The following is a 22836-nucleotide window of genomic DNA, read 5'->3' on the forward strand; positions in this document are numbered from 1 at the left end:
GCCTCCTAATGAAACAGACCCGACCGGCGCCTGATTTGTGGCTTGTGATCTGCATTGTGTCGCTGCTCTCCATCGGAATCGTGATGGTATACAGTGCAGGTGCCGTCCTTGCCTTTCGTGAACACGGTGACTCCTTCTACTTCGTAAAAAGGCAGCTGCTGTTCGCGGGGCTTGGGCTACTCGCCATGTTCTTTACGGCAAATGTGGATTACCGGATATGGCGCAACTACGCAAAGTTTGTACTCATCCTCTGCTTTATTCTACTCATTATCGTACTGATTCCGGGCATCGGCGTCGTTCGCGGCGGCGCAAGAAGCTGGCTGGGCATCAGTTCGTTCGGTATTCAGCCCTCAGAGTTTATGAAGCTTGGCATGATTCTGTTCCTAGCGAAATGGCTCAGCAAGGATCCTGCAGCGATCAAGAACTTCACTACCGGCTTACTTCCTCCTCTAGGTCTTATTGGTCTTGCATTTGGTCTTATTATGCTTCAGCCAGACCTTGGAACGGGCGCGGTTATGCTTGGCGCATCGATGCTGATCATCTTTACAGCAGGGGCGAGGATGAAGCATCTGATGTTCCTGGCGCTAGGCGGTGTACTTGGTTTTGCCGGCTTGATTCTCGCAGCACCTTATCGTCTAAGACGGATTACTGGATTTCTGGACCCTTGGTCTGATCCGCTCGGTACAGGCTATCAAATTATTCAATCGTTATATGCGATCGGCCCAGGGGGACTTGGAGGACTTGGTCTTGGCATGAGCAGGCAGAAATACAGCTATGTGCCTGAGCCGCAGACCGATTTTATATTTTCCATATTGGCTGAAGAGCTCGGTTTTATTGGCGGCTTGATTGTACTGCTGCTCTTCCTGCTGCTGGTATGGAGAGGGATGCGGGTAGCGATGACCGTGCCGGATGCGTTTGGAAGCTTGCTGGGCGTAGGGATCGTCGGTATGGTTGCCGTACAGGTTGTTATTAATATCGGAGTTGTTATCGGTCTGATGCCGGTAACGGGAATCACACTTCCCTTAATCAGTTATGGGGGTTCATCTCTGACGCTGATGCTTACAGCACTGGGAATACTACTTAATTTATCACGTTATGCGAGGTGACTTATATGCGCGTTGTACTTACAGGCGGCGGGACAGGCGGACATATCTATCCGGCTGTCGCTGTCGCAAGGCAGCTGGAGTCTGAGGACAAGAACGCTGAGTTTTTATATATAGGGGGAAAAAGAGGGCTGGAAAGTAAGCTCGTTCCCGAGGAAAAGCTTCGGTTTGAATCCATTGATATTACGGGGTTTCGCCGTAAGCTGTCTGTGGACAATGTTAAAACCATCCTCCGCTTTTTGCAGGGAGTCCGCACATCCAAGAAACTGCTGCGAGAGTTCAAACCTGATGTGGTGATAGGCACAGGTGGATATGTATGTGGTCCTGTCGTTTACGCCGCAGCTAAACTCGGCATTCCGAGCATTATTCATGAACAGAATGCAATTCCTGGTTTGACCAATAAATTTCTGAGCCGTTATGTGGATACCGTAGCCGTAAGCTTTGAAGGCTCGGAGAAGCATTTTCCCGGCGTGAAAAATGTACTCTACACAGGCAATCCGCGTGCGACTACCGTGCAACATGCGAGCCGCGAACGCGGATTTGCTTCGCTCGGGGTACCAATGGGCAGCAAGGTCGTGCTTGTCGTAGGCGGAAGCCGGGGAGCGAAGGCGATCAATGAGGCGATGATCGACATGAGTGAACGTGTATCCACGCTTAAGGACGTCCACATGGTATATGTTACGGGGGATTCCTATTATGAATCTACTCTTCAGGCTGTAAAAGAACGTCTGGGCAACATTCCAAGCCATATGCATATTTTGCCGTATGTAAATAATATGCCTGAAGTTCTGGCAGCGACCTCGCTGATTGTGAATCGGGCAGGGGCTTCCTTCCTTGCCGAGATTACTTCCCTGGGCATTCCAGCTATTCTGATTCCGTCCCCGAACGTAACAAACAACCACCAGGAGGCCAATGCCAGGGCGTTAGAGAAGGCTGGGGCAGCGCATGTGCTTCTGGAAAAGGATATGAACGGAAATACCCTGTATCAATCGATTGAGGCCATTATCGGCGATGAGGACCGCAAGCGCTCAATGTCCAGCATCTCTAAACAGCTCGGAAAGCCTGATTCAGCAGCTGTACTTGTCGCAGAGATGAGACGGATTGCGAAGAAATAAGACTAACATGATCAGATCATGGATACGTAAGAAACAGTCCAGTAGGCGATTGTCACACACAGAGGTCTCTTTACATAAGATACCTTATCAAATGTGACAATCACTCTGGGCTAACAAAAGTCCATAGTGTGTTACAACAAATTTTTTATCCGCTTAAGGACGTTCATTCCCTATGACTGCCTATTCAAAACGCATATACATCGGACGGTGTGCGCTAGAGACGATTCATGGGTGTTAATAGTCAAGGGGGGCGGTAAACTCGGAGGTGATACACTTGGACAAATTGGTGATTGAAGGCGGGAAACCCCTATCAGGATCCATACGTATCCACGGAGCGAAAAATGCTGCATTGCCCATCATGGCGGCAAGCCTGCTGGCGGAAGGGAACACAGAGCTTCACAATGTTCCTCACTTGCTCGACATTGAAGTAATGCTGCAAATCCTTGAAAGGCTCGGCTGCAATACGAGACATGAACAAGGCGTCGTAACGCTCGATACTTCTTTGGTTAGCTCATCAAGAGTTCCTGAAGATTTAATGAACAAAATGCGCTCATCCATTTTTTTGATGGGTCCGCTGCTGGCGAGATTTGGCGAAGTGTCCATTTATCAGCCAGGCGGCTGCGCTATTGGAGAGCGTAAGATTGATCTTCATTTGAGAGGCCTCGAAGCACTTGGGGCGGTTATTGAGGAGAAGGATTCTCAGATTACTTGTCGGGCGAAGAAGCTGATCGGTGCAGATATTCAGCTGGATTTTCCAAGCGTAGGTGCAACAGAAAATATCATGATGGCAGCAGTAACGGCTTCTGGGACAACGACGATCACAAATGCGGCTAGAGAGCCTGAAATTCAGGATCTTCAAAATTTCCTCAATGCAATGGGCGCTCATATCATTGGAGCAGGTACGAGCACCATTACAATTCATGGTGTTGATCGGCTGACTTCCTGCACGTATGAGATTATTCCCGATCGAATTGTGGCAGGAACTGTACTGATTGCTGCAGCTGCAACACGGGGGAATGTTACATTAACGCGCAGTAATCCAGCACATCTCACTTCACTTATACACGTGCTGAAGCGTGCCGGTGTTCAAACAAGTGTATGCAATGATATAATAACCGTGAGCTGCATGGGAAGACCCAAGGCAGTTGATCGTATCGTTACGTCACCTTACCCGTCATTTCCAACGGATCTTCAATCACAGGTTATGGTTCTGCTCAGTTTGGCAGATGGTTTCAGTATTATGAAGGAAACGGTCTTTGAAGCCAGATTCAAGCATGTAGATGAGCTTAACGTTATGGGAGCCGATATTTCTGTGGATTTGAATACCGCATTCATCCGCGGCGTACCTCGTTTGTATGGGGCAACGGTTGAGGCTACGGATTTGCGAGCAGGTGCGGCACTGGTTATTGCAGGACTGGCAGCGCAGGGCAAAACAGTGGTGGAGCAGGTGCATCATATTGATCGCGGCTACGACCGGATTGAACAATTATTTCAGTCCCTGGGTGCATCTGTAGAACGACAGCCTGTAAGTTTTGTTGCACCTTAGATTCGAATACCTTCATGGTCATTATATTCAAGTATATTCATGCTACATCAGATTTAAGCACAATATTGCCCTGAAAGTCCCCTCTTTTTGGAGGGGACCTTAAGGCTTTTATGGAGCGGACGTCAATGCCAAAAGGTCAAATTCCTGCTCTCAAAAAAGAGAGCACCCCAAAAATGAAAACAAGCCGGAAAATTATCTTTATTTTGGTGTTGTTATTTATCGTTATTTTTGCAGTGATCTTCTTTAGATCTCCCGTAAGCAAAATTTCCCAGGTTCAGATAGAAGGAAATGTGTTTAGTACTAGAGAAGAAATTTTATCTAAGAGCGGTCTAGCGGTAGGAAGTCCTTTTTTCGGCGCCGATGCATCGGATATTGAAGAGGGGCTCGAGGATAGTCCTCTTATTTCTGAAGCAACGGTGGACAAGCAGTTTCCTGGAATCATTACCATACACGTCAAAGAGTATGAGACTGTCGCGTACGAATTAGGTTCAGATGGTCAGATTCAAGCCATATTATCCAGCGGTGCCAGCGTCAATCTGGAGGGAAGAGGCATTGCAGTAGAAAAACCGATTCTTACCCAGTGGAAAGCAGACGACCCGCTGAAGACCGAGCTCTCTAATGTGCTCAAAGAAATACCAAATGAGCTGACAACCGATATTTCGGAGATTCTGCCTTCGCCGACACCTTCGTTTCCCGACCGGATCAAGCTGTATACCAAATCACAGTTTGAGGTCATCACAACCATTTCTTTGCTTGGAGATAAGGTGAGTTATCTAAACCAAGTCATTGAAACAGAAGAGCCCGGTCTTATCACCATGCTGGAGGCTGATTCCTATGAGCCCTTTCAGCCGGACGAAGAGGATACCGGGGAAGACGAAGCGGGAAGCACATCCTGAAATAATGGAATTGACAGCCTGTGAAGATAGCACTTTCTGATTGATTAAAAAAATGTTACACTTTAAGCTATGTGCATCTTACTAACGTATCCTTCTTTTTTCTTCAGAATTTAATAGAATCATCGAGACGGTTTAAACCGTTAATAGACATAGACATACAGCAGAGTGAATCATGCAGCTATTAGGCTTGGAATCAAGCGTAAAGTTCATAATTACACCTAAGATGGTGGCACCTAAAAAATTTGTAGAAAAAAGAGGGAAAGCCTTAAACGTGTTGAATATGTAGAGAGTGTTGTAACTTGAGAACGTATATTACTATCGGAGTCAGGAGGTGCCACAGACTTGAGCAACAATGACATCATTGTTAGTTTGGACATCGGTACATCCAAAGTTCGAGCTATTATTGGGGAAATTAACAATGGAACCTTTAATATTATTGGAGTTGGATCTGCCGACTCAGAGGGGATTCGTAAGGGATCAATTGTAGACATTGACCAGACTGTACAGTCTATCCGCAATGCAGTAGATCATGCGGAGCGTATGGTTGGTATTCAAATATCCGAAGTATATGTCGGTATCTCCGGAAATCATATCGGACTTATGACAAGTCACGGCGTTGTGGCAGTATCGAATGAAGACCGTGAGATCGGTGAAGAAGACATGGAACGGGTGTTGAAGGCGGCTGAAGTGATTGCTATTCCGCCGGAACGTGAGATCATCGATGTAGTGGCAAGACAGTACGTAGTGGACGGTCTTGAGGGCATTCAGGATCCACGCGGCATGATCGGTGTAAGACTTGAGGTTGAAGCAACGATTATTACAGGTGCCAAGACCGCCATACATAACTTGCTTCGCTGCGTAGAGAAGTCGGGTCTGAAAGTGAAGGATCTTGTACTGATGTCTCTCGGAGCAGGCCTGCTGTCTCTGTCCAAGGATGAAAAGGGTATGGGATCTGCGTTGATCGATATCGGTGCAGGCGCGACCACGATAGCTGTGTTTGAGGAAGGCTCGATTGTCGCCACTTCTACACTTCCGATCGGTGGAGAGTTTGTTACCAATGATATTGCATACGGACTTCGTACATTGACTGAGCAAGCAGAGAAAGTAAAGCTGAAGTATGGATGTGCTTGGCTTGATGATGCAGCCAGAGATGTCGTATTCAAAGTCACTCGTATCGGCAGTAATGTGGATAAGGAGTTTACTCAAGAGGATCTGGCAGCGATTATTGAACCTCGTGTGCAGGAGATATTCCAAATGATTCATCAGGAAATGAAGAGACTCGGTTACACGGAGCTTCCCGGAGGTTATATATTAACGGGCGGCACGGTGGCTATGCCGGGTGTCTTGCAAGTTGCAAGGCATGAGCTTGCGGCTTCAGTAAGAGTGGCCGTACCAGACTTTATCGGGGTGCGCGACCCGGGTTATACTAGCGGTGTAGGTATCTTGCATAACGTGATTCGCAGTGCTAAAATCAGACCCGCAGCACCAACGAGCGGTGGAGGAAGCAATAACAAGAAGCCTACGAATCGTGTTAAGCCGAATCCGGCTCCGGAAGAAGAACATAAACCGGGGTTTTTCGAACGCATAAAAAATATGTTCAGTGAATTGATTTAACACCGATATATGAAATGGACAAGATTCATTTTTGATAAGTGGACGAGCCATCCATGCACACATGAGGGGGAGATGGAAAAGTATGTTGGAATTTGATTTCGAGATGGAGAGCTTGGCTCAGATAAAAGTAATAGGTGTCGGTGGCGGCGGAAGCAACGCTGTGAACCGAATGATTGAGAATGGTGTTCAAGGAGTCGAATTCATTACGGTCAACACAGATGCTCAAGCATTGCATCTTGCCCGTTCTGAACACAAACTGCAAATCGGCGATAAGCTGACAAGAGGGCTTGGTGCAGGTGCTAATCCTGAGGTTGGTAAGAAGGCAGCCGAGGAATCTCGTGACCTTATCGCTAACACGCTTAAGGGTGCGGATATGGTATTCGTAACAGCAGGCATGGGCGGAGGTACAGGTACAGGTGCAGCTCCTGTCATCGCTGAGATCGCCAAAGAGTGTGGAGCACTGACTGTTGGTGTCGTTACTCGCCCGTTCACGTTTGAAGGACGCAAGCGTTCGAACCAAGCAGAGCATGGTATAGAAGCACTGAAAGAAAAAGTAGATACACTGATCGTTATTCCGAATGATCGCTTGCTTGAGATTGTGGACAAGAAGACTCCGATGCTGGAGGCCTTCCGTGAAGCAGACAACGTTCTTCGTCAAGCGGTACAAGGTATTTCTGACCTTATCGCTGTTCCTGGATTGATTAACCTTGACTTTGCCGACGTGAAGACGATTATGACGGAGCGCGGCTCCGCCTTAATGGGGATCGGGATGGCAACAGGTGAGAACAGAGCAGCTGAGGCTGCCCGTAAAGCCATCATGAGTCCGCTGCTTGAAACCTCCATTGAAGGAGCTCGCGGTGTAATCATGAATATAACAGGTGGGGCTAACCTGTCACTATACGAAGTGAATGAAGCAGCTGAGATTGTAACCTCTGCATCAGACCCAGAAGTGAACATGATTTTCGGTGCCATTATTGATGAGAATTTGAAGGAAGAAATTAAGGTTACGGTTATTGCGACAGGATTCGAGAATAAGCCTGCTGCAGCTGCACCACCGGTACGCAAACCTGCTCAGCCGGAAACGCAGGAGAATCGTTCTTCTAACCTGAAGCCATTTGGCAATCAGCCTAGCTCTGATCAATTGGATATTCCGACGTTCTTGCGGAATCGCACCAGAAACAACGGCAATAATAACGAATAAATATCATTCAACAATGCAGCCTGCACAAGGCTGCATTTTTTTGTTTCCTGTCACTTTACGCCTTGTTCACGTCTTGAAAAAGGTGAAAAATCCGACAAAAAAAGTTGCAATCCTCCTCCCAAGTTTAGACAGACTTTGAAAGTCTCCCTCCTTATACTGGTTATATTCTTTGATTCGATGATATAAGGGTGGTGAGAAAAACTGGTTGTATACATCGACTTGATTTTTCTGACCAACCTGCTGATTGACTGGGTCCTGTTATTCTTAACCGCTTGGATGCAGCGCCAGAAGCCAAAGTGGTGGCGAATGGTTATTGCTGCGGTCATTGGAGCTCTATATGTGGTCATGATGTTCGTACCCGAACTTACCTTTTTGTACACCTTTCTCATCAAGTTCGGTTTGTCATTATTGATGATTTGGACCGCCTTCGGATTCCATAGTCTGCAGAGCTTTATGAAGACGATCGGCTCCTTTTATGTCATCAATTTTGTGGCTGCAGGCGGTATACTCGGGGCGCATTATTTACTTCAAAGCTCAGGAGAGTTATTCAACGGAATACTATTCACTACAACGGGCGGCGTGTCGTTCGAACTTCAAGTAGGGTTCTGGTTTATGTTTATTGTCTTCTTTAGCGTTCTATTCATCTTTAGAGCGGTTCATTTGAACAAGAGGAAAGCAGATCAGATGACAGCGTTCTTCGGTGAAGTGAGTGTACGTATTGGGGAAGTTGAAGTGAGCTGCACAGGACTTGTGGATACAGGCAATCAGCTCACAGATCCGTTGACTCGCACGCCAGTCATGGTTATGGAAGCTGCATTATGGGATTCTTACCTGCCTGAGAACTGGAGAGGAAGGATCTCTCAGGTTCCCGCTGATCAGCTTGTTATGGAGCTTAGCGATGACTTCGATTGGCAGGATCGATTAAGGCTTGTCCCCTTTCGGGGGATCAACAAAGGAACGTCGTTTATGCTTGCAATGAAACCCGACTCGGTCATGATCAAGATGAATGGGACGTGCTATACGCCGGCTCGCACATTGATCGGTCTTGATGGAGGAACGCTCTCATCTGAAGGGAAATACAGGGCGATCATTCATCCGGAATATGTGCAGGACCCCATTATCAAACCATCTGCCAGTCAATCAGAAAAGCCGCTGAACGTGGTATAGGAGGAAGTATACATGCTTGTGAAATGGAAGCTCGCCGCACAGCTGCAGTATTACCGGTTCCTGTTTTTGTTCGGGCTGAAGAGTGAGGAGATTTATTATATTGGGGGAAGTGAAGCACTCCCGCCGCCGCTTACCAGGGAAGAAGAAGATTATTTACTGCAAAAGCTAAAAACAGGTGATCCGGCCATCCGGGCGATGCTGATCGAGCGCAACATCAGGCTAGTCGTCTATATTGCCCGCAAATTCGAGAACACAGGCATTAATATCGAAGATCTGATCTCAATTGGCGCCATCGGTTTGATTAAAGCCGTGAACACGTTTGATCCGGAGAAAAAAATTAAGCTGGCTACCTATGCGTCTCGTTGTATCGAGAACGAAATCTTGATGTATCTTCGCCGCAACAGCAAAATACGAACCGAGGTTTCTTTTGATGAGCCGCTGAACATTGATTGGGATGGCAATGAGCTGCTCTTGTCAGACGTGCTTGGTACGGAGAATGATACGATCTATCGCAACATTGAGGAACAGGTCGATCGCAAGCTGCTGCACAAGGCATTAGACAAGCTGACGGATCGGGAACGGATGATCATGGAGCTTCGTTTCGGTCTTCAGGATGGGGAAGAGAAGACGCAAAAAGATGTCGCGGACATGCTGGGTATCTCCCAGTCTTACATCTCCAGACTAGAGAAGCGTATCATCAAGCGACTGCGCAAGGAGTTCAACAAAATGGTGTAAAATCAAGTCTTGGGTATAACTGGTAAGCGGCTCTAATTGGAATAAAAATACCTCTCCCGGAGATAATGTACATTAATGTTTCTCCTTGGGAGGTAAATCACGATGACCCGTAATAAAGTCGAGATTTGTGGCGTGGATACGTCGAAACTGCCGGTCCTAACCAACGTAGAAATGCGTGAGTTATTTACGAATCTTCAGCAAAATAATGAGCGCTCAGCTAGAGAGAAATTAGTGAATGGGAACCTGCGCCTCGTGCTCAGCGTCATTCAACGTTTCAATAACCGGGGAGAATTCGTTGACGATTTGTTCCAGGTTGGCTGTATTGGCCTCATGAAAGCCATTGATAACTTTGATTTGTCTCAGAATGTGAAGTTCTCCACCTATGCAGTACCGATGATTATCGGTGAAATTCGAAGATACCTGCGGGATAACAACCCGATTCGAGTTTCCAGATCCCTCCGGGATATTGCATATAAAGCATTGCAGGTCAGGGATGCGCTGACCAATATGAACTCTCGCGAGCCGACCATCTTTGAGATTTCCGAAGTGCTCAATGTGCCTAAAGAGGATGTTGTATTCGCGCTTGACGCGATTCAGGACCCCGTGTCCTTGTTTGAGCCGATATATCATGACGGCGGTGACCCGATCTACGTGATGGACCAGATCAGTGATGATAAGAACAAGGATGTGTCGTGGATTGAGGAGATCGCACTTAGAGAAGCAATGCAGCGGCTTGGGCAGCGAGAAAAAATGATTCTATCCATGCGCTTTTTTGAAGGAAAGACCCAGATGGAAGTGGCTGATGAGATCGGTATTTCCCAGGCGCAGGTATCAAGACTTGAGAAATCAGCCATTCAGCAAATGCAAAAGCATGTTAAAACCTAATCGTAACAATAAGAGCTTGATTTAAAAAAAGGATTGTATTGCATCATTTTCAAACTAACCTCCACTTTCGCGTATGCAGCGCGGAGCTGGAGGTTTTATTATTGTCCCAAGGCGACCAAGCCTGAATAAAAAAAAGGACATTTTGGGCGTTCCAAACATATATTGATATAAGGATTCAATTAATAAGAGCGGGATGTGAGGATAAGATGAGCTCAGGAGATCTGACGGTGAGAGCGATGAAAATATCGGATTTTCAAACCAAGGATGTCATTAATATTGTGGATGGGAAAAGACTGGGCCAAATCAGTGATCTGGAGCTGGACCTGCGGCAGGGACGCATTGAGTCTATCGTTGTACCCAGCTACAGCCGATTCATGGGGCTGTTTGGTGGAGGCGCAGATCTGATTATTCCTTGGCGAAATATTGTTAAGATCGGTTCGGACGTCGTGCTTGTGAAGATGGATGAAGTGAAGGAAGCGAAGCCTGAGGATGCCTATAACGAACGTACAGAGCGGCGCGAAGGGGAACGAAAGGGATTCTAGAAGGAGTCTAGTCTCCCCTAAAGAGACATGAGGGATGATTTTTTGGTACACTGGTGTATAGATGTTCCTAAAGAAGAACGAGGTGATATACAAGCATGGAACCTTTTGTGTTGAATAATAAGGACAGTGGACCGAAGCTGTTTGCAATAGAGCCCTGGAATTCCTATTCAAAAAGTAATGGACTTATTACAGGATATACAAGCCGTGCCGGAGGTGTCGGTACTGCACCATACAGCAGTCTCAACTGTGCTTATCATGTAGGAGACAACCCTGAGGATGTCATTGAGAATCGCAGGCGCATCGCTGAGGAGATTGGAATACCGGCAGAGGCGTGGACATGCGGTGAGCAAGTACATAAGAGTGAAATTGCCATCGTAACCGAAGCAGATCGAGGCAGGGGCTTCTTGAATCGGGAGTCAGCGATTCAGGATACGGACGGATTACTGACGAACGTCCGGGGTGTGCTGCTGACTTCATTTTATGCGGATTGTGTTCCGCTCTATTTCTATGATCCGGTCAACGAAGTGGTCGGTCTCGCCCATGCTGGATGGAAGGGGACGGTCCAGAAGATTGCAGAACGTATGATTGAACGGATGGAAGAGCATTATGGAAGTAAACGAGCAGATATTCGGACGGCGATTGGCCCGTCGATCGGAAGCTGCTGCTATGAGGTTGATGATTATGTGATGGACCGGGTTAAGGTTTTGTACGAACTTGAACAGGGTAAAGATGAATATAAGGATTCTGCATACAGGAAGGCGCATCAGCCTGCACCTGAAGGAAAAAGCATGCTTGACTTGAAAGAAGTCAATCGACACATTATGATGAAAGCAGGAATATTGCCGGATCATATCGAATGTACATCATGGTGTACAAGCTGCCACCCTGAGCTATTCTTCAGTTATCGTAAGGAAGGCGGCATAACAGGCAGAATGGCAAGCTGGATTGGATTGGAAGAGAGGTGACCCTCCTTGTCACTGGAGGAGAGAATACAGTATGTGGATGAACGCATCCATGCTGCTTGTGAGGCAAGCGGACGTAATAGAGAAAGTGTGAATGTAATCGCGGTAACGAAGTATGTATCTGCCGAGATGACAGAGAAAGTGCTTGGCAGCGGACTGGTACATATTGGCGAGAACCGATGGCAAAATGCCGAGGAGAAATGGAATACGCTCGGCCATCGGGGGATATGGCATTTTATCGGACATCTTCAGACAAACAAAGTGAAGGATGTAATTGGCAAGTTTCCATATATCCATTCGTTAGACCGATTGTCTCTCGCTCGCGAGATCGAGAAGAAGGCAGCGCAGCTGGACATTAAAGTACAGTGTATGCTGCAGGTGAATATATCCGGTGAAGAATCGAAATATGGTCTTCAGCCCGAGCAGGCTGTTCCGCTGCTCAAAGAAATTCGTGAATTTAAGCATGTTCAAGTCGCCGGACTTATGACAATGGCCCCCTATGAAGAAGAAGCGGAACGGACGCGTCCCGTATTTCGTGGACTTCGTGAACTGAGAGACGACTTGAATAGACAAGCCCTGACCCATGAACCATTGACGGATCTGTCGATGGGAATGTCCAATGATTATGAGATTGCAATTCAGGAAGGTGCAACTTGGGTGAGGCTGGGAAGTGTTCTCGTAGGTAAAGAGGAGGGCTAAAGGAGATGAGTGTAGTGAATAAATTTATGAATTTTTTCGGTCTTCAAGAAGAAGAAGAGGTTGTAGAACGCGAGCAGGTTAACACACGCGTAGAAGAACCTGAACAAGAAGTTGAAACGCCGAGCTTTGATAAACGTAGAAACCAGAAGGGCAATAATGTCGTAAGCATTCATTCCCAAAAAAATGTAAAGGTCGTTCTGTACGAGCCGCGTAGTTACGATGAAGCACAGGAGATCGCCGATCATATCAAATCCCATCGGACCGTTGTTGTCAATTTGCAGCGTGTGCGTAAGGATCAGGCTCTTCGCATTATTGATTTTCTAAGTGGAACCGTTTATGCGCTTGGCGGAGGCATTTCCAAAATCGGCGGAAACATTTTTCTCTGTACACCCGACACCGTTGAAATACAAGGAACCATCGCGGAAATACTTACAGATCACGACAGCGAAGTAGATTACAACAGAATGAGGTGACAGGTTTTTGGAATTCGTAGTTCGATTTGTTGACAGCTTGGTTAACATTTACTATTGGATGATCATTATTTACATCCTAATGTCTTGGCTGCCTAACGCAAGAGAGTCTAAGTTCGGAGAAATATTGGGCAAGCTTGTAGAGCCATACCTTGCTCCTTTCCGCAGATTCATACCGCCTATTTTCGGAATGCTCGACATCTCCCCGATTATAGCCATTATTGCGCTGAGGTATGCTGCAATGGGTTTGAACGCTATACTACAAGGAATTTTCACTTAAGACACGATTAAAATGATTAACAGGGTGATTATGAAATGCGTACAGACATTTATGAACATTTTCACCCCGATGAACGGGATTTTGTAGACAAGGCCTGGGAGTGGGTGGAACGTGCCGGACAGTATCATGAGATGAAGCTGACGGACTTTCTGGACCCGCGCCAGGCCTATATTTTGGATACGCTGGCGAATCGCAGAGGAGATGTACAAGTGCGTATGGAAGGCGGCTCTGCTAATGCGGAGCGTCAAAGAGCACTGATTGCTCCTGACTATGCTTATCTAGATGGTGAGGATATGGGACTTGCTATTCTAAGCATTACTTCGGCGGATCAAAAATTTCTGCAGCTCGATCACGGGGATTACATGGGGGCGCTGCTGAGCCTTGGGCTCAAACGTGGAAAGCTCGGTGACATTCACGTCCTGGATGACGGATGCCACACCGTTGTTGCCAGAGAGATCGCAGACTATTTCTCGCTTCATTTACACCAAGTGCATCGGATGAATGTATTTACGGACATACTGCCGATAGATCAGCTTCGGACGAGTGATGTTGCTCTCCAGATGATGGATCTGACGGTGGCTTCTTTGCGTTTGGACGGGATTGCAAGCGATGTGTATAGACTGAGCCGGAGCAAGATTCTTACACCGATTAAGGCAGGACGCTGCAAAGTGAACTGGAAGGTGGCAGAGGATCCATCCAAAATGCTGCAGGCAGGGGACGTCGTATCTGTCCAAGGCTTGGGGCGTTTTAAAGTGATGGAAACCGACGGAATGACCAAGAAAGGTCGGTTTCGTGTGAAAGTGGGTAAATTTGTGTAAATAGATTTGCAGGAATTCTTGTTTTCTTGTCGAAATCTTTAGGTCAGAGTTTATGAAATGATGTACTGGACCGATAAATAAAATGAAGTTCAATGCCTCTCTAATCAAGAGGTTAATACTATAGGAGGTGGACAGCATGCCACTAACGCCGCTGGACATACATAATAAGGAGTTTGCCCGCCGTATTCGTGGTTATGATGAGGATGAGGTCAATGAGTTTTTGGATCAAGTAATCAAAGACTACGAGGCTGTTATCCGTGAGAACAAGGAGCTAAGCACACAGTTGCTGTCCGTGCAGGAGAAGCTGGATCATTTTGCTAATATTGAGGAAACGCTCAGCAAGACCATTATTGTTGCGCAGGAAGCTGCTGATGAAGTGAAGAACAATTCGAAGAAGGAAGCTCAGCTCATTGTGAAGGAAGCAGAGAAGAATGCAGACCGGATCGTGAACGAAGCTTTATCTAAGTCACGCAAAATTTCGCTTGAAGTTGAGGAGCTCAAGAAGCAGGCTTCTATTTACCGAGCTCGTTTCCGCACGCTTGTTGAAGCTCAACTGGAGCTGTTGAGTGTGGATGGCTGGGAAGCTCTGGAGAACCGGGAGCAGGAAGTTCGTGAGCGCGAGCGCGAAATGAAGGAAATTTACTAATACCAAATACACAGGTCATCTGTCAGGTTGACTTTTTGCTGTAAAGAGGCTATAAATATTGTTATATGTAAATTATAATACAGGTTTGATGATGGGAACCAGTAAGCTCATGAGCATTCGTTTACAGAGAGTTGGCGGTAGGTGCGAGCCAATGAAGCGGACCATGGCTGAATATCATCCCGGAGAAGTGAAGCTGAAAGCATGCTGCAGCAGCTGCAATTAAGCCGAACCGTGTGCCGAACGTTACATCGGCTCCTTATGGCAGTCACATAAGGATTAGAGCGCCGTTTATTTGTCACATGCAGACAGATGACGGAACTAGGGTGGTAACGCGAGAACAGTCTCGTCCCTTTTTGGGGCGGGGCTTTTTTATTTTTTCTTGGAGTTGTATTACACCAAAGGTAACTGATGAAAGGAAGAGATGGATGAAACGAGTTGACGTCAAGGAGAAGGCTCGCGCACGTGAGCAGCGAATCCTGGGAAAATGGCAGACGGAAGATACATTTAAGAAATCAATCGAGAATCGTGAAGGCAGACCTAATTATGTCTTCTATGAAGGACCGCCTACAGCGAATGGAGCGCCACATATTGGCCACGTGCTGGGCCGTGTAATTAAGGACTTTGTCGGCCGCTACCAAACGATGAACGGATACCGGGTTGTCCGCAAGGCAGGCTGGGATACGCATGGTCTTCCGGTGGAGCTCGGTGTAGAGAAACAGCTGGGAATCAGCGGAAAACAAGAAATTGAGAATTATGGTGTTGAAGAATTCATTAAGAAATGTAAAGAGAGCGTATTCGTATATGAGCATAAATGGCGTGAGCTGACGGAAGCGATCGGATACTGGACGGATCTGGATCATCCTTATGTAACACTGGATAACACCTACATCGAGAGTGTATGGAACATCCTGGCTACGATTCATGACAAAGGCCTGCTCTATCGGGGCCACCGGGTAAGCCCTTATTGCCCGTGCTGCCAGACGACACTCAGCTCTCACGAAGTGGCACAAGGCTATGAGGATGTGAAGGACCTTAGTGCAACAGCGAAGTTCAAGCTTCATGACCGTGATGAGTACATCCTGGCTTGGACAACGACGCCTTGGACACTCCCGTCTCACGTTGCGCTTGCTGTTAACCCGGAAATGGAATACGCACGTGTTAAGCAGGAAGACGGAATTTATATCGTAGCGAAAAATCTCGTCGAGAAAGTGATGAAGGGTGACTACGAGGTGCTGTCCACCTTGCAAGGCTCTGAGCTTGTTGGCTTGACTTATACTCCGCCGTTCAACTATATTTCAGCCGAAAAAGCGAATATCGTGGTTGGAGCAAGCTTTGTTACGGATGCCAGCGGTACAGGGATTGTTCATATGGCTCCCGCTCATGGTGAGGATGACTACAAGACTTGTCGTGAGAATGGAATCAGCTTTGTCAGTGTCGTGAATTCGGAAGGGAAGTATACCGAGGAAGTTACCGATTTCGCCGGACGTTTTGTTAAGGATTGCGATCTTGATATCGTGAAGCATCTGTCTGAGCAGGGTCTGCTGTACAGCAAGGAAAAAATTGAGCACAGCTATCCATTCTGCTGGCGCTGTAAATCTCCTCTTCTGTACTATGCTATGGACAGCTGGTTTATTGAAACGACGGCAGTAAAGGATCAGCTGATCGCCAACAACAATACGGTGAACTGGTATCCAGGACACGTACGTGAAGGACGTTTTGGTAAGTTCCTTGAGGATTTGGTGGATTGGAACATCAGTCGTAACCGTTACTGGGGTACTCCGCTGAACGTGTGGGTATGTCAGGATTGTGGAGGCCAGTTCGCTCCTCACAGCCACGAAGAGCTGCGCAAGCATGCGACCTCTGAAGTAAGTCCGGAGCTTGAGCTTCATAAGCCTTACGTTGATGAAGTGAAGGTACATTGTACACACTGTGAGAATGGAGTTATGGAACGGACCTCAGAAGTGATCGATGTGTGGTTTGACAGCGGGTCGATGCCGTATGCACAGCATCATTATCCGTTTGAGAACAAAGAGACGTTCGAACAGCAATATCCTGCGGACATGATCTGTGAAGGAATTGATCAGACCCGCGGCTGGTTCTACAGCCTGCTGGCTGTTTCTACTTTGTTCACAGGTAAAGCACCTTATAAGGCTGTAATGGCAACAGGTCATATTTTGGATGAGAACGGGCAGAAGATGTCCAAATCCAAAGGAAATGTAATTGATCCTTGGGAAATCATTGAGGAGTATGGTACGGATGCATTCCGCTGGGCACTCCTGGCAGACAGTGCTCCATGGAACAGCAAGCGTTTCTCCAAGGGCATCGTCGGAGAAGCCAAATCCAAAGTCATTGACACGATTGTTAATACCCATGCCTTCCTTGCGCTCTATGCTGACATTGATGGATATGATCCAGAGAAGCATCCATTCGAAGGATCCGAGAATAAGCTGGATCGCTGGGTGCTGTCACGCCTGAACTCCCTCATTGCAAAAGTAAGCAAGGGACTTCAGGTGAATGACTTCCTGAATGCGGCGAAAGCGATTGAAGTATTTGTCGACGAATTGAGTAACTGGTATATCCGCCGTTCCCGTGATCGGTTCTGGGGCAGCGGTCTGACTGAGGATAAGCTTGCAGCGTATGGCACACTGACAGAGGTACTCTTAACGTTGTCTAAGCTGATGGCTCCATTTACACCGATGCTGTCCGAAGATGTCTACGGTAACCTTGGAGGAAAGGGCAGCGTGCATCTGACCGATTATCCGGCAGCGAATGAAGCTCTGATTGATGAGAAGCTGGAGCAGGATATGGAAACGGCTCGTAACATTGTTGAGCTTGCACGGAATGTTCGTAACGAGACAGGGATCAAGACCCGTCAGCCGTTGTCGGCCCTCATTGTATCGCTCAGTCATGACTTTGATCTGCCTGGCTATGAAGAAATCATCAAGGATGAGATTAACGTGAAGAGTATTGAGGTGGAGACGAGCGACAGTGGATTTGTTGACTTTACACTTAAACTTAATCTGAAAGTAGCAGGTAAGAAATACGGCAAGAATGTAGGCTTCCTGCAAAATCATTTTAAAGCGATGAGTGCAGAAGATACTCGTTCAGTTGTTGAAGCCGGCCAGTTCAATATCGTTTCACCGGACGGAGCAGAGCTGGAAGTGACTAGCGAAGAGCTGTTGATTGAGAAAAAAGCAAAAGAAGGCTTTGCGGCAGCTTCCGGCTATGGACTGACCGTTGCATTGAATACGGAGATAACGCCTGAGCTTGAACAGGAAGGTCTGGTTCGTGAGGTGGTCCGTGCGGTACAGGATACGCGTAAGAAGCTTGATCTTCCGATTGAGAAGCGTGTAAACCTGACACTGGATGTGGATCATGAGCTGAGAACAGCGATTGAAGCTTTTGAATCCGTCCTTCGCGAGAACGTATTGGTTACGGATTTGGCGTTTGGCGCATCGGATGATATGGAACGGGTAGAAGCCGGTTCGAGAACGATTGGTGTGAAGATTCACTAGAAAAAATAAGGAAGCTTTTCCGGCTAAAATGCCGGTAAAGCGGACATAATAGCAAAGAATTGCATGTGAAAGCGAGCCGCTAATGCCGAAGGATAACTCCCTCGTCTTACGGCTCGTTTCATATTTACTGAAATAATTGAAGGAATGAGGCCTTTTTCGTTATGAACAATATTCGGCGAAGATCACGCATTCGTCAGCATTATTCCGCAGAAGTGAAGCAAATGAACGAACAGATGGATGAGATGCATAGTGTTCTTCAGAAGCTCGCTCTTGATCTGGAGAAATCAAGGATTGCAGATTATACGAGACTGCTGCACAAGCCTCTGCGACTGATCTGGCTTAATTTGTTATCCGGAACAGCAAGAGGGGTCGGGATTGCGATCGGATTCACCTTTTTTGCTGCGACAATTGTGTATGTTCTTCAGCAGCTTGGCGCGCTGAATTTACCGATTGTCGGGGATTACATTGCCGATATTGTCCGCATCGTACAGAGACAATTGGAGCTGGATACATATTAGAGCGCTTAAGCATTAGATGGTATTCGCTTTAGGCGGACGAACTATAGTTCATCTTCAATAACATCCGGCTCCAAAATGCTCATGCCCTCGTGATTCTCCAAATATCTTCTGTACTGCTTGTTGCGTACAACGGATACGTTCTGGCCGTAAATGTCTGTCGCGAGAAAGCTCTCATACGCTTCAACACAGCCATCAATCTCCTCGGCAGCCTCCATGTACATGGCATCATAATCATCGTTATTGTTGCCTTCCTGAAGAGCGGGGCTGTTGGAATTTCCGTAATTTTCGAGAATCTGCCAGGTATCTTCACCATCGAATCCATTCTGGGTATCCTTTTCATCCAGGCTTGTTCTGCCGAACGGAGGGCTAAGAAATTCCTCCTCGATCGGACGGTCCTCAGATACCGAGGTTTCAGGAGCATGTTCTCTGCAGAAAATAGTATACGGTACCGCATTTAGCCGTTCATAAGGAATCGGCTTGCTGCATACGGCGCATATACCGTAATCGCCCTCTTCCATATGATTCAGCGCGCTTGTGATTCGTTCAAGCATAAATTCATCGTGCTCATTCAGCGAAATATCTTTTTCACGTTCATACATTTCTGTTGCAACATCACCCGGGTGATTATCAAAAGTCGTTAACTCTCCGGCTTCATAACGTGTTGATCCGCTAAGCCCGTAATGATCGGATTCCTTCTCGCGCTGCTCGATATCGTGTTGCTGCTCAAGAAGCTGCTTCTTCAAGCTGTTCCATTCCTGCTTCGTCAGATGCGTCATGGCGGTCTACTCCTTTAGTTGAACTTATCCTTCATCGGTTTGTCTGTATAGAGTGTGCTGATTTGTTCAATTTTAGAGAAGGAGGATTTTGCAAAAATGATTCACCATGGCCGTCCATTCCCAGGAGCCAGCTTAAAATAGACGCTGTTCGTGACCTTGTGCTACAATATACGAGGCATTACCCATGGAATGGTAAAAGAGAAGGATCGGAGTGACAAAAAAAGGTGATATATTATGTCATTGCACTAATTGTTTTTCTAGTGGACCAGGGTACAAAATGGCTTGTTGCAACTCGGATGACCATTGGGGAGGAAATATCCGTAATTGGCGATTTCTTCTTGATCACTTCCCATCGGAATCGTGGAGCGGCCTTCGGTATTTTGCAGGGTCAGACGTGGTTCTTTATCGTGGTAACAACGATTGTAGCTGTAGCCTTGATCTGGTATATCTACAAGGTGAAATCACAGCCGGATAAAATATTACCTGTAGCTCTTGCTATGGTGCTTGGCGGTGCACTTGGCAACTTTATCGATCGACTGCTGATGGGCGAGGTTGTCGATTTCTTTAAATTTAATTTTGGAAGCTACACCTTTCCGATCTTTAACATCGCCGATTCTGCGATTGTCGTCGGTGTAGGCTTAATCATATTGGACACACTGCTTGAATCAAGACGTGAGAAGCAGGCGGCACAGAGCCAAAAGGAAGGGAAGGAATAAATCTATGACAGATCGGTCCGATCAGGAATCAGGCCAGGACATCCAAGAATGGACCGTTGAGGCGGATTTCGTTAAGGAACGAATTGATAAATATATTGCTGACAGTATGGAGGGCGTATCCCGGTCCCAGGTTCAAATCTGGATTGGTGATGGTCAGGTGACCGTGAACGGCAGCCAAGTAAAGTCAAACTATAAACTGGCGGCAGGAGACAAGATTGAGCTTGTTGTACCCGAGGTTGCCGCGGTCGAAATACTGCCCGAGAATATTCCGCTTGAAGTGGTTTATGAAGATTCAAGTGTCATTGTGGTTAACAAGCCGAGAGGTCTCGTTGTACATCCCGCGCCAGGCCACGCCTCGGGCACGTTAGTAAATGCACTGATGTATCATTGCCATGACCTGTCTGGTATCAACGGAGAACTGCGTCCAGGTATTGTACACAGAATTGATAAGGATACGTCAGGACTTCTGATGGCTGCGAAGAATGATAAAGCCCATGCATCGCTTGCGGCGCAGCTTAAAGACCATAGTGTCAATAGACGTTATATTGCACTGGTTCATGGACATGTTCAGCATGATCAGGGGACCATTGATGCGCCTATTGGCCGGGATGCGCATGATCGGAAGATGTTTACCGTAACGGAGCGTAACAGCAAGCATGCGGTGACTCATTTTTCCGTGATGGAGCGGCTTGGGGATTACACCTTGTTAGAGCTCAAGCTGGAGACCGGAAGAACACATCAAATTCGGGTGCATATGAAGTTTATTGGTCATCCGCTTGTTGGAGATCCGATGTATGGACGAAGCAAGGGTGTGAAGATGAATGGACAAGCATTACATGCGGCAACGCTGGGCTTCGTTCATCCGGATTCAGGCGAAACTCTCGAATTTAATGCCCCTCTGCCTCAAGATATGGAAGATGTACTCGCTTCACTTCGAAGCAGATAAGCTGTTCATTTATATGTTCGATTCTTATATAGAAACCGAAAGGGCCGCAGTGATGTGCGGCTCTTTCTTTATGATTTATTGAGAAGAGAAACTACAGCATGCCTGAATATTTCATGGTGATTGAATGCAAACTGGTGGAAAACCTCAATCCAATGGGTAATAAGTGTGACAGGCATTTTCCGAAATGCAAACTGGTTACAAGGGAGGATGGGACACTCATGAGCATTGACAAATACCAAGAAACGTATATTCAGAATTGCTTTGCTGATCGAATCGGCGGTCCGAACTATGGTAAATCGGCAAACAACAATAAATTGGATAAAATCAAACGCGCAATGGCAGCGGCGAATAAAAATTTTCCCGACATTGAACTGATTAACCTGGGCGCTTACGATCCAAATGAAATGATGGATACAGGAATCGCTGCGACACTAGCTGCAGAGGCTGCGAAGCCGGAAAATCGCGGGTATGCAAATAATGGAATTCCAGAATTTAAAGAAGCGGCTGCAGCATATCTTGCAGAGGTATTCGGTGTAGAAGATATCGATCCTGAGACGGAGGTCGTTTATTCCTCCGGATCCAAGTCCGCTCTGGCCATCATTCCTTCTGCATTTATCAATCCAGGTGATGTTGCTGTTCTGACTGTGCCGGGTTACCCTGCTATGGGAACGCATACGAAGTATTTGGGCGGAGAGGTTTACAATGTTCAATTGACCAAAGAGAACCATTTCCTGCCCGACCTCGCTTCGATTCCAGAAGAGATTGCCCTTCGTACGAAGCTGATTTATTTGAATTATCCGAACAATCCAACAGGTGCTAGCGCAACAGCTGAATTCTTCACTGAAGTGATCGAGTGGGCTAAGAAGTACAATGTGATTGTAGTGCATGATGCAGCTTATGCAGCTCTTACGTATGATGGTCTCAAGCCATTCAGCTTCTTGTCTGTACCAGGTGCCAAAGATGTGGGCGTAGAGCTTCATTCCCTCTCCAAATCGTTCAATATGTCAGGCTGGAGCATGGGGTTTGCAGCGGGGAATCCGCTTGTTGTCAAAGCGTTCAGCGAAATAAAAGACAATCATGATTCAGGGCAATCTATGGCTATTCAAAAAGCAGCTGCTTATGGACTTGCACATCCAGAAATTACGTTGAAAATGACAGAGAAGTACTCCCGTCGTCATGATATGCTGGTACTGGCATTAAATGAGCTGGGCTTCCGAGTAGAGAAGCCAAAAGGCTCCGTCTACTTGTACGTTGAAGCTCCATCAGGAATTGTTGGGGGCCGGCGTTTTGAATCCGCTGAAGACTTCTCCCAGTTTCTGATACGTGAGAAGCTCATTTCTTCTGTACCGTGGGACGATGCCGGTCATTTTGTCCGTTTCTCTGTTACATTCGAAGCAAGCGGTGAAGAAGAGGAGCAGCGTGTAATCGGTGAAATAAAACGCCGGCTAAGTGATATTCAGTTCGAATTCTAATCCTAATCCCAATATACCATGTGGTACCTTTCATAGTTTTGTCACGGATTGATTAATAAAAGTCCTCTGAATTGAGGTAAACTATATATAAGAAATCCATGAAGGAGGCATAATTTTATGGAATTTATCGCAATGATCGCAGTTATTATGGTCTTGGGCGGAATCGGTATTACAGCTATGTTCCGCAGACTTGCCAAGGATGACCATTAATTAT

At 46.8% G+C, this 22836-nt stretch carries 22 protein-coding genes and 1 other annotated feature; of the genes, 21 read left to right on the forward strand and 1 reads right to left on the reverse strand.

Going from position 1 to position 22836, the window contains the following annotated elements; all coding sequences use genetic code 11:
- The first annotated feature begins 8 nt into the window (after window positions 1–8).
- The 18 genes from spoVE (at window position 9) to ACFSVM_RS17430 (ending at window position 18712) form a co-directional block, all read left to right on the forward strand.
- Window positions 9–1106 carry a stage V sporulation protein E gene (spoVE, locus tag ACFSVM_RS17345; protein WP_076313239.1) on the forward strand — a complete coding sequence of 366 codons (1098 nt, stop codon included), beginning with the start codon at window positions 9–11 and terminating at the stop codon, window positions 1104–1106.
- A gap of 5 nt (window positions 1107–1111) precedes the next feature.
- The gene (gene murG, locus ACFSVM_RS17350; protein WP_090725395.1) at window positions 1112–2218 is read left to right on the forward strand and encodes an undecaprenyldiphospho-muramoylpentapeptide beta-N-acetylglucosaminyltransferase; all 1107 of its coding nucleotides are present in this window, start codon (window positions 1112–1114) and stop codon (window positions 2216–2218) included.
- A gap of 274 nt (window positions 2219–2492) precedes the next feature.
- Window positions 2493–3764, forward strand: coding sequence for a UDP-N-acetylglucosamine 1-carboxyvinyltransferase (gene murA, locus ACFSVM_RS17355; RefSeq protein WP_076313237.1), 1272 nt, complete (start codon window positions 2493–2495; stop codon window positions 3762–3764).
- A gap of 125 nt (window positions 3765–3889) precedes the next feature.
- Window positions 3890–4660, forward strand: a complete 771-nt coding sequence (locus ACFSVM_RS17360; RefSeq protein ID WP_090725396.1) for a cell division protein FtsQ/DivIB — start codon at window positions 3890–3892, stop codon at window positions 4658–4660.
- 342 nt (window positions 4661–5002) lie between these two features.
- Complete coding sequence (gene ftsA, locus ACFSVM_RS17365) at window positions 5003–6274, forward strand: cell division protein FtsA (protein ID WP_076313235.1); 1272 nt, start codon at window positions 5003–5005, stop codon at window positions 6272–6274.
- A gap of 82 nt (window positions 6275–6356) precedes the next feature.
- Window positions 6357–7475, forward strand: coding sequence for a cell division protein FtsZ (ftsZ, locus tag ACFSVM_RS17370; RefSeq protein WP_076313234.1), 1119 nt, complete (start codon window positions 6357–6359; stop codon window positions 7473–7475).
- 201 nt (window positions 7476–7676) lie between these two features.
- Entirely contained in the window at window positions 7677–8642 is a 966-nt protein-coding gene (spoIIGA, locus tag ACFSVM_RS17375) for a sigma-E processing peptidase SpoIIGA (RefSeq protein ID WP_076313233.1), read from the forward strand.
- Window positions 8643–8654: 12 nt separating this feature from the next.
- Window positions 8655–9377, forward strand: coding sequence for an RNA polymerase sporulation sigma factor SigE (sigE, locus tag ACFSVM_RS17380; protein ID WP_047910874.1), 723 nt, complete (start codon window positions 8655–8657; stop codon window positions 9375–9377).
- A gap of 102 nt (window positions 9378–9479) precedes the next feature.
- On the forward strand, window positions 9480–10262 hold the full coding sequence (sigG, locus tag ACFSVM_RS17385) for an RNA polymerase sporulation sigma factor SigG (protein ID WP_076313232.1): 783 nt from the start codon (window positions 9480–9482) through the stop codon (window positions 10260–10262).
- Between the two features lie 236 nt (window positions 10263–10498).
- Window positions 10499–10804, forward strand: a complete 306-nt coding sequence (locus ACFSVM_RS17390) for a YlmC/YmxH family sporulation protein (RefSeq protein ID WP_256209778.1) — start codon at window positions 10499–10501, stop codon at window positions 10802–10804.
- Window positions 10805–10899: 95 nt separating this feature from the next.
- The gene (gene pgeF, locus ACFSVM_RS17395) at window positions 10900–11769 is read left to right on the forward strand and encodes a peptidoglycan editing factor PgeF (protein ID WP_090725398.1); all 870 of its coding nucleotides are present in this window, start codon (window positions 10900–10902) and stop codon (window positions 11767–11769) included.
- A gap of 6 nt (window positions 11770–11775) precedes the next feature.
- Window positions 11776–12465 (forward strand): YggS family pyridoxal phosphate-dependent enzyme, encoded by a 690-nt coding sequence (locus ACFSVM_RS17400; protein ID WP_076313229.1) that lies wholly within the window; start codon window positions 11776–11778, stop codon window positions 12463–12465.
- A 5-nt stretch (window positions 12466–12470) separates the two neighbouring features.
- The gene (locus ACFSVM_RS17405) at window positions 12471–12938 is read left to right on the forward strand and encodes a cell division protein SepF (RefSeq protein WP_076313228.1); all 468 of its coding nucleotides are present in this window, start codon (window positions 12471–12473) and stop codon (window positions 12936–12938) included.
- 7 nt (window positions 12939–12945) lie between these two features.
- Window positions 12946–13215, forward strand: a complete 270-nt coding sequence (locus ACFSVM_RS17410; protein WP_090725400.1) for a YggT family protein — start codon at window positions 12946–12948, stop codon at window positions 13213–13215.
- A 35-nt stretch (window positions 13216–13250) separates the two neighbouring features.
- Window positions 13251–14033 (forward strand): YlmH family RNA-binding protein, encoded by a 783-nt coding sequence (locus ACFSVM_RS17415; protein WP_076313227.1) that lies wholly within the window; start codon window positions 13251–13253, stop codon window positions 14031–14033.
- Between the two features lie 136 nt (window positions 14034–14169).
- Window positions 14170–14679 carry a DivIVA domain-containing protein gene (locus ACFSVM_RS17420; protein ID WP_076313226.1) on the forward strand — a complete coding sequence of 170 codons (510 nt, stop codon included), beginning with the start codon at window positions 14170–14172 and terminating at the stop codon, window positions 14677–14679.
- Window positions 14680–14758: 79 nt separating this feature from the next.
- Window positions 14759–15033 (forward strand) — a binding site (T-box leader).
- 71 nt (window positions 15034–15104) lie between these two features.
- A complete protein-coding gene (gene ileS / locus ACFSVM_RS17425; protein ID WP_090725402.1) occupies window positions 15105–18194 on the forward strand; it encodes an isoleucine--tRNA ligase in 3090 nt (1029 codons plus the stop codon).
- Between the two features lie 233 nt (window positions 18195–18427).
- Window positions 18428–18712, forward strand: a complete 285-nt coding sequence (locus ACFSVM_RS17430; protein ID WP_371264569.1) for a DUF5665 domain-containing protein — start codon at window positions 18428–18430, stop codon at window positions 18710–18712.
- A gap of 41 nt (window positions 18713–18753) precedes the next feature.
- On the opposite strand, the gene ACFSVM_RS17435 is transcribed toward ACFSVM_RS17430, so the two are convergent.
- The gene (locus ACFSVM_RS17435) at window positions 18754–19488 is read right to left on the reverse strand and encodes a TraR/DksA C4-type zinc finger protein (RefSeq protein ID WP_090725405.1); all 735 of its coding nucleotides are present in this window, start codon (window positions 19486–19488) and stop codon (window positions 18754–18756) included.
- Between the two features lie 224 nt (window positions 19489–19712).
- Here ACFSVM_RS17435 and lspA point away from each other — a divergent pair, with 224 nt between their 5' ends.
- The 3 genes from lspA (at window position 19713) to ACFSVM_RS17450 (ending at window position 22622) form a co-directional block, all read left to right on the forward strand.
- Window positions 19713–20204 (forward strand): signal peptidase II, encoded by a 492-nt coding sequence (lspA, locus tag ACFSVM_RS17440; RefSeq protein WP_090725406.1) that lies wholly within the window; start codon window positions 19713–19715, stop codon window positions 20202–20204.
- A gap of 4 nt (window positions 20205–20208) precedes the next feature.
- Window positions 20209–21150: an RluA family pseudouridine synthase gene (locus ACFSVM_RS17445; protein WP_090725408.1), complete on the forward strand. Its 942-nt coding sequence runs from the start codon at window positions 20209–20211 to the stop codon at window positions 21148–21150.
- A 218-nt stretch (window positions 21151–21368) separates the two neighbouring features.
- The gene (locus ACFSVM_RS17450; protein WP_090725526.1) at window positions 21369–22622 is read left to right on the forward strand and encodes an LL-diaminopimelate aminotransferase; all 1254 of its coding nucleotides are present in this window, start codon (window positions 21369–21371) and stop codon (window positions 22620–22622) included.
- Window positions 22623–22836 lie beyond the last annotated feature (214 nt).

The sequence above is a fragment of the Paenibacillus shunpengii genome (assembly GCF_042684905.1).
GTDB classification, from domain to species: Bacteria; Bacillota; Bacilli; order Paenibacillales; family Paenibacillaceae; genus Paenibacillus; species Paenibacillus shunpengii.